The 5,586-nt window shown below is 67.7% G+C and carries 5 protein-coding genes, 1 tRNA gene and 1 pseudogene; 3 read left to right on the plus strand and 4 right to left on the minus strand.

Annotated elements, in window-relative coordinates:
- Nucleotides 1-70 precede the first annotated feature (70 nt).
- A complete protein-coding gene (locus AC2CJA_RS23380) occupies nt 71-766 on the plus strand; it encodes an SDR family NAD(P)-dependent oxidoreductase (RefSeq protein ID WP_484604662.1) in 696 nt (231 codons plus the stop codon).
- 136 nt (nt 767-902) lie between these two features.
- A tRNA-Leu gene (locus AC2CJA_RS23385) sits at nt 903-990 on the plus strand.
- Here AC2CJA_RS23385 and AC2CJA_RS23390 read toward each other — a convergent pair.
- Nucleotides 969-1,304, minus strand: a complete 336-nt coding sequence (locus AC2CJA_RS23390; protein WP_484604663.1) for a hypothetical protein — start codon at nt 1,302-1,304, stop codon at nt 969-971. The genes AC2CJA_RS23385 and AC2CJA_RS23390 overlap by 22 nt on opposite strands.
- The gene (locus AC2CJA_RS23395; protein ID WP_484604664.1) at nt 1,298-2,188 is read right to left on the minus strand and encodes a recombinase family protein; all 891 of its coding nucleotides are present in this window, start codon (nt 2,186-2,188) and stop codon (nt 1,298-1,300) included. The genes AC2CJA_RS23390 and AC2CJA_RS23395 overlap by 7 nt, the downstream gene beginning before the upstream one ends.
- Between AC2CJA_RS23395 and AC2CJA_RS23400 the strand changes: the two genes are divergently transcribed.
- Entirely contained in the window at nt 2,187-2,543 is a 357-nt protein-coding gene (locus AC2CJA_RS23400; RefSeq protein WP_484604665.1) for a hypothetical protein, read from the plus strand. The genes AC2CJA_RS23395 and AC2CJA_RS23400 overlap by 2 nt on opposite strands.
- 456 nt (nt 2,544-2,999) lie before the next feature.
- On the opposite strand, the gene AC2CJA_RS23405 is transcribed toward AC2CJA_RS23400, so the two are convergent.
- Entirely contained in the window at nt 3,000-3,977 is a 978-nt protein-coding gene (locus AC2CJA_RS23405) for a CHAT domain-containing protein (RefSeq protein ID WP_484604666.1), read from the minus strand.
- Between the two features lie 52 nt (nt 3,978-4,029).
- A pseudogene (locus tag AC2CJA_RS23410) lies at nt 4,030-5,586 on the minus strand (hypothetical protein); the annotation flags it as partial.

Consider the following 5,586-nt stretch of genomic DNA (forward strand, 5'->3'; position numbering starts at 1 on the left):
CCGCCCGGCCGCGCGAGGGGGCGGGAGCCGCCGGGCTGCCGGACCCGGCGGGGCAGCCCACAATGGGGACATGCCGGACGCACCCGACGCATCGAACGTGCCGCCGCGCCTGCTGGTCGTCGGCGCCACCGGAGTCCTCGGCGGCGCCACCGCCGACGCCCTGGCCCGCCGGGGTGACGCGCTCTTCCTCGCCGGCCGCGACCGGGAGCGGCTGGCGTCGGTGGCACGGCGCCTGGGCGCCGGTTCCGCACCCTGCGACGCCTACGACCTGGACGGCATGGCCGCCCTGCCCCGCCTGGCCGCCGAGGCGATGGGCGGCCTGGACGGCGTACTGGTGGCGATCGGCGCGGTCGCCTTCGGCCCGGCCGAGGAGACGGGCGCGGCCGTCACCGAGCACCTGTTCGCCGTCAACACCCTGGCGCCCGTCGCGGTACTGTCCGCCGCGCTGCCCCTGCTTCACCCGCCCGGCACCCTGGCCGCCACCACCGGCGTGGTCGCCGTCCGCCCGCAGCCGCGGATGGCCGCCTACAGCGCCTCCAAGGCGGCGCTGTCCGCCTGGCTGACGGCGGTCGCCGCCGAGCGGCGCCGCACCGGCCTGACGGTAGCCGACCTCCACCTGCCGCACACCGACACCGGCCTGGCCGGACGCGCGGTCGCGGGCGGCCCGCCGCCCCTGCCGCGTGCCGCTCCGCTGGAGGAGACGGTCGGCAGGATCGTCGCGGCCTTCCATCCCGAACCGTCCGCCGGTGGACCGTCCGGCACCTGACCGGCGGCCCGGTCCAGCCCCGGCCCGCCTGCCCCGGCACCCCGCCGGACCACGGCTTATGCGTGTGAGAGGCACCGCGAAAACTTGGTATGGTGTTCCCCGTCGCCGCGGCCGGAAGGCCGCTGGTCGCACACCGGTCCGGGTGGCGGAATGGCAGACGCGCTAGCTTGAGGTGCTAGTGCCCTTTATCGGGCGTGGGGGTTCAAGTCCCCCCTCGGACACCAACCATTTCCCCACGGTCTCGTCGAGACCGTGGGGTTTCCGCGTTCAGGGGGATGTCGGGCTCGGGGCTGATCGTCACCCGTACGGTCTGCCGACCGGGGGCGTAGGCGAGCTGAAGCCCGAGGCGGCGGTAGATCTCGGCCTTGTCCTCGGGGTCGGCCTGACGAACGGCGGCGGCGAGATCACCGACGGAGCGGACCAGCGCGGCGACATCGTCGCGGGACATACGGGTGCCGGTGCCCTGGGCGGTGGTGTGCAGCCGGATTTCGGCGCGTGCGCGTTCGGCCTGGGCCTCGGTGATCCACCGGGTCACCACGGCGGGATCGGCTCCCGCTTCGAGCGCGGCGCGGTACCGGGGGGTTTCGTGTCGCACTCGGCGATCCGGGCGCGGGCCGCTTCCGCGGCGGCGGCTTCGGCAGAGGCGCGGGGGTCTTCGGCGGCGGCCATCAGATCGATGGTCTCTTCCAGGCGGTGGGGCTGGAACACCCCGGCCAGCCAGTCGTCGATCGCGGGGGTGAGCCACTTCTCGCGCAGATAGACGTTGCGCGGATGGGCCACGCGGTTGGCCAGCGCGTACTGCTCGGCGAAGCGGCAGCGGTAGTAGGCGTCGCCGTGGGACCGCTGAGCCTGCATGCGCCGGGTGCACGCCTCGCAGACGATACGGCCGCGGAACAGGTACGGGTTGCGGGTGCGGTGGAGGACGTGGGCGGTGCCGGTGCAGGCCCGGGTGCCCAGGACTTCCTGGACGCGCGCGAAGGTGTCGTCGTCGACGAGCGGGGTGTGGACGATCCGTTTGGAGACGATCCACTTCTCCTGAGTGTTCCAGCGCATCGACGTGGTATAGCCGAGGGAGACGTCCTGGATGTCCAGGAGCCCCTCGTACTTGGACTGCCGGTTCCAGACCTGACGGCCGGTGTAGCGGGGGTTGGTCAGGATGGCCCGCACGGCGCTCTTGGCCCAGGCCCGGGTGTCGCGGTGCGGATTGCGGGCCCGGTCGTGGGCCGACGGGCTGGGGACGCCGTCGCGGGTGAGCCCCTCGGCGATGGCGAAGACCCCCAGGCCGCGCAGGAACTCGGTGAAGATGCGGACGACGACGGGTGCGGCGTCGGGATCGGGTTCGAGGCTGTGGAGATGTCTGCCGTCGGCGGCCTTGGAAGGACTCGGATGCGGACCCAGGTCGCACAGCCGGTAGCCGTTCATGGGCCTCGTTGTCCGGGTCGATGGGGCCGCCGACCTCGGGCACCCACAGCGGCACGCCGTAGTGCGTGAACAGCGGGAAGGTATTGCCGAACTGAGAGCCGTGGAAGGCACGCTGGGGCTCACCGATCACCACGGCGTCGAATCCCCGGGGCAGCGCGGCGAACGCGGCGAGCAACTCGGCGGCGCGCGGGCGCCGCTTCCACGGCAGGGCGCGGCTCTCACCGACGTCGAAGTACTCGGCCGTGATCTGCCCGCCGACCGGTTCGATCAGATTCCGGGCGCGGCTGAGCCGCCACGACCGGGAGGCCTCGGGGTCCTGGTGGTCTTCCGTGGACACCCGCCCGTGGGACTGTAAAATGTTCGGCTCTGTCTCACATTCGGTGGTAACAGAGAGGCACGGCGATGACGGGCAGGTCATCGACTGGAAACCGCAGGTCTACGCGCCGCAGCAGTCTCTCCCTCGACCCGGCCGGCTCGGCACCTGTCTGTGGGATGCCCGCGCGACCTTCTCAGCGACCCGATGTGCTGCCACCCACTTCGAAACATCGAAGTCGGAGCACCGGCCTCACTTCCTGCAAGGCAGAGATGCTCAACTCTTACTTCCCGTCACCACCGAATGTGAGACAGAGCCGAACGTTTGACAGATCCGTATGGTCGGGCTGGTCTGGGTGACAGACCTGTGATGACCCTCTCCTGCTCCTGCATTGCGACGTTCGGTTCACGCGCGGAGGCAGCGTCCTGGGGCAAAGATCACGTTGAGAGCCTTGCCGGATGCAGGATCGCGGCTGAGGAAAACTGCTCGTCCGCTGGCTTAAGGGGCCTGCACGCAAGGGTTGCCATACAGTGCAGGAGCAGTGGCCGGTGGCGACCGATCCAACGCCGCGTACGCGTCCTCCATGCTTTCGCCCGCCGACCGCTGCCCGATCAAGGAAAGGTAGAGCCGCTCGGCGAAGAGTAGTGCCTGACGGTCGTTGATCTCGCATGGCCAGCTGATCACAGCCGGCACTGTACCGCTGAGCCGCTCAGCGAGCGCGGAAGAATCACAGAAGCTCAGTACCGCCAGGCGCGGTGGTCTGCGTGCTCGCATTACCTGCGTGCAGAAATCCCGGTCGGAGACGCCGAGCAGCCCGTTTTGGTCATTCAGGTGGAGACCGTGGTGGAAGGTGCGGTGTCCCGCCATATGCAGCACTGTAGGGGAGTGTTTATCAAGCACGGCTGACAGCTCTGCCAATCGCACTTTGTGCACCTCTCGTATTTCGGCCAGGCTGCCCTCGATTGCATCTCGGATGGTGGCGGCCTCCTCGCCGAAGTCGTTCCGTCCCGGATTTGGGTCTCCGGACAGGAACAGAATCCGCCGTTTCACAGGCTTCCATGCCCCCAAAGGCAGCATGCCTGGGTACAGGTCTGTCCGGGAGGTCGAGAAAGACGAGGAGAGGGAGAGGGAGAGGGAGAGGGAGGATGACTGGATCGACTGCATGATCCCGTCGGATATCTGTAGCGATGGATTCGTTTCTCGCTGATTTACCGGTATGGGGAGGTCGTCCGGGCGGTACAGTTGCTGGTCCTGGCTTCCTCGTCCGGGGGCGGACGTTTGCGGGGAGGACGCGCCGGGCTTGTGGGCCAGTTCGTCCAAACGGTGGGTCAGTTCGCCCCACGGGATCCCCAGCGCTCGGGAGATCTCAGTTTTTCCCACTCCCTGGGTGCGGTGTTGCAACGCGGTTTCCAGTACATCGTCCAGCGCGATCTGTGTGGCACGGTATCCCTGCGCGGCACGGTAGATGTCCCCCAACCGCCTGAGGAAAGCGATGTTATCGGCGGTCAGTCGTGTTGTTTCGGATGACTCACTCGTCCCCATCGGGTGTGCCGTTCTTCCTGGGTCCGTCGCCTGCTTCGGTGAGGACGTTGGCGAGTCTGATGAGATTTGCCGTATGCTCCGGAAACCGCTCGGCGAGCCGGCGTAGCCGACTCGCTCCGGCGTGTCGCTGCACCTCGTTTCCCTGTTCCGCAGCCTGGGCCATCACTTCCAGCGGTGAAGGGACTTGAGGTACCTGCGGTGCGACGTCTTGTTGGTCTGACCTGTCCGGTCGGGTTGGAGAACCGATCACAAGGTGGATAGCAAGGAAATAAGGCGCTGAAAACGGAACCTGCGCCAGGATGGGCGCGGCGAGAAATAGGTCGGACAGAAGTTGGGGTGTGTACTGCTGGACAAAATCCGTCGCGAGGTCCACGGCAGAGCTTACGTCCACGATCGCATCATAGATGTGGGAAACAGGGGCATGGTCGCTGAGAACCAGGATGGCCAGATGCTGCCGCGCGGCCTCGTCCTGGTGCGAGCTCAAGAGTTCCCGTACCCAGGGCTCCTGGGAGAGTTCTGGGTGTTCGCCGAGGAACTTCATGTCCTCATGCCAGGTTGGAGTGGAAAGCCACTGTGAGATGAGCTCGGCGCGGGCGTAGTGCTCACGCATCGTCTCTAGAACGGATCCCATTCCCTGTTCGGCGACCGCCTCCAGCAGATCGGTAAGTGCATCGAGCCCCGGGGAAGCTTCCGGGTGCAACTCGCGCAAGGCCGCTAGCGTCTCACGGCCCGGAGTAGTGGCCAATACGCTGTGGACTTCGCGAACCAGTGCCTCACGCTCTTCCCAGTTCGGCGCCCCCAGCCAGCGCTGGACGTGCTCCACCACCCGGGTGTCGAGCTCACACAGCGCCCAGGAAGGCAGTCGGCCGGTGACCTTTTTCAGGATCGACCGTGAGGCTTCCTCTGCGAACAGGGCGTCGGTGAAGCCACGCACATGCCGACGTGCTCTGCCGAGCCAGGCGGCATTGTCACCGTTTTGGACATGTCCGGCGGCAAGTAGCAGGTCTTCGACGGCTCCGGTGCGGTCCTGCCGTGTGCTGCGCCATCGAGCGCGGGAGACCAGCAATTCTGCCTGTACAGCCGGAGGAAGTCCTGTGATGACTTCACTGAAAGCTCGTATCCCTCCGTCAGGATTTCCGGCTTCGCTGTGGTGGTTGGCGAGGTTGTTCAGGGAGCCGGCGAGGTCGGGGAGGAAGGCGGCGGGGTTGGCCTTGGCGAGGGTGCGGCGGATCTTGACGGCTTCGGTGGCGGTGGTCAGTGCGGTGGTGCGGTCTCCGGCTTCGCTGTGGTGGTTGGCGAGGTTGTTCAGGGAGCCGGCGAGGTCGGGGAGGAAGGCGGCGGGGTTGGCCTTGGCGAGGGTGCGGTAGTGGGTGACGGCTTCGGTGGCGGTGGTCAGTGCGGTGGTGCGGTCTCCGGCCTCGCTCTGGTAGGCGGCGAGGTTGTTCAGGGAGCCGGCGAGGTCGGGGAGGAAGGCGGCGGGGTTGGCCTCGGCGAGGGTGCGGTAGTGGGTGACGGCTTCGGTGGCGGTGGTCAGTGCGGTGGT

Source organism: Streptomyces sp. ATLC9 (assembly GCF_057196705.1).

What these genes read in the sequence shown, in the direction of transcription:
- AC2CJA_RS23380 (WP_484604662.1), top strand. Translation starts at nt 71, where the DNA reads ATGCCGGACGCACCCGACGCATCGAACGTGCCGCCGCGCCTGCTGGTC.
- AC2CJA_RS23400 (WP_484604665.1), top strand. Translation starts at nt 2,187, where the DNA reads ATGGGCCTCGTTGTCCGGGTCGATGGGGCCGCCGACCTCGGGCACCCA.
- AC2CJA_RS23395 (WP_484604664.1), bottom strand. Translation starts at nt 2,188, where the DNA reads ATGAACGGCTACCGGCTGTGCGACCTGGGTCCGCATCCGAGTCCTTCC.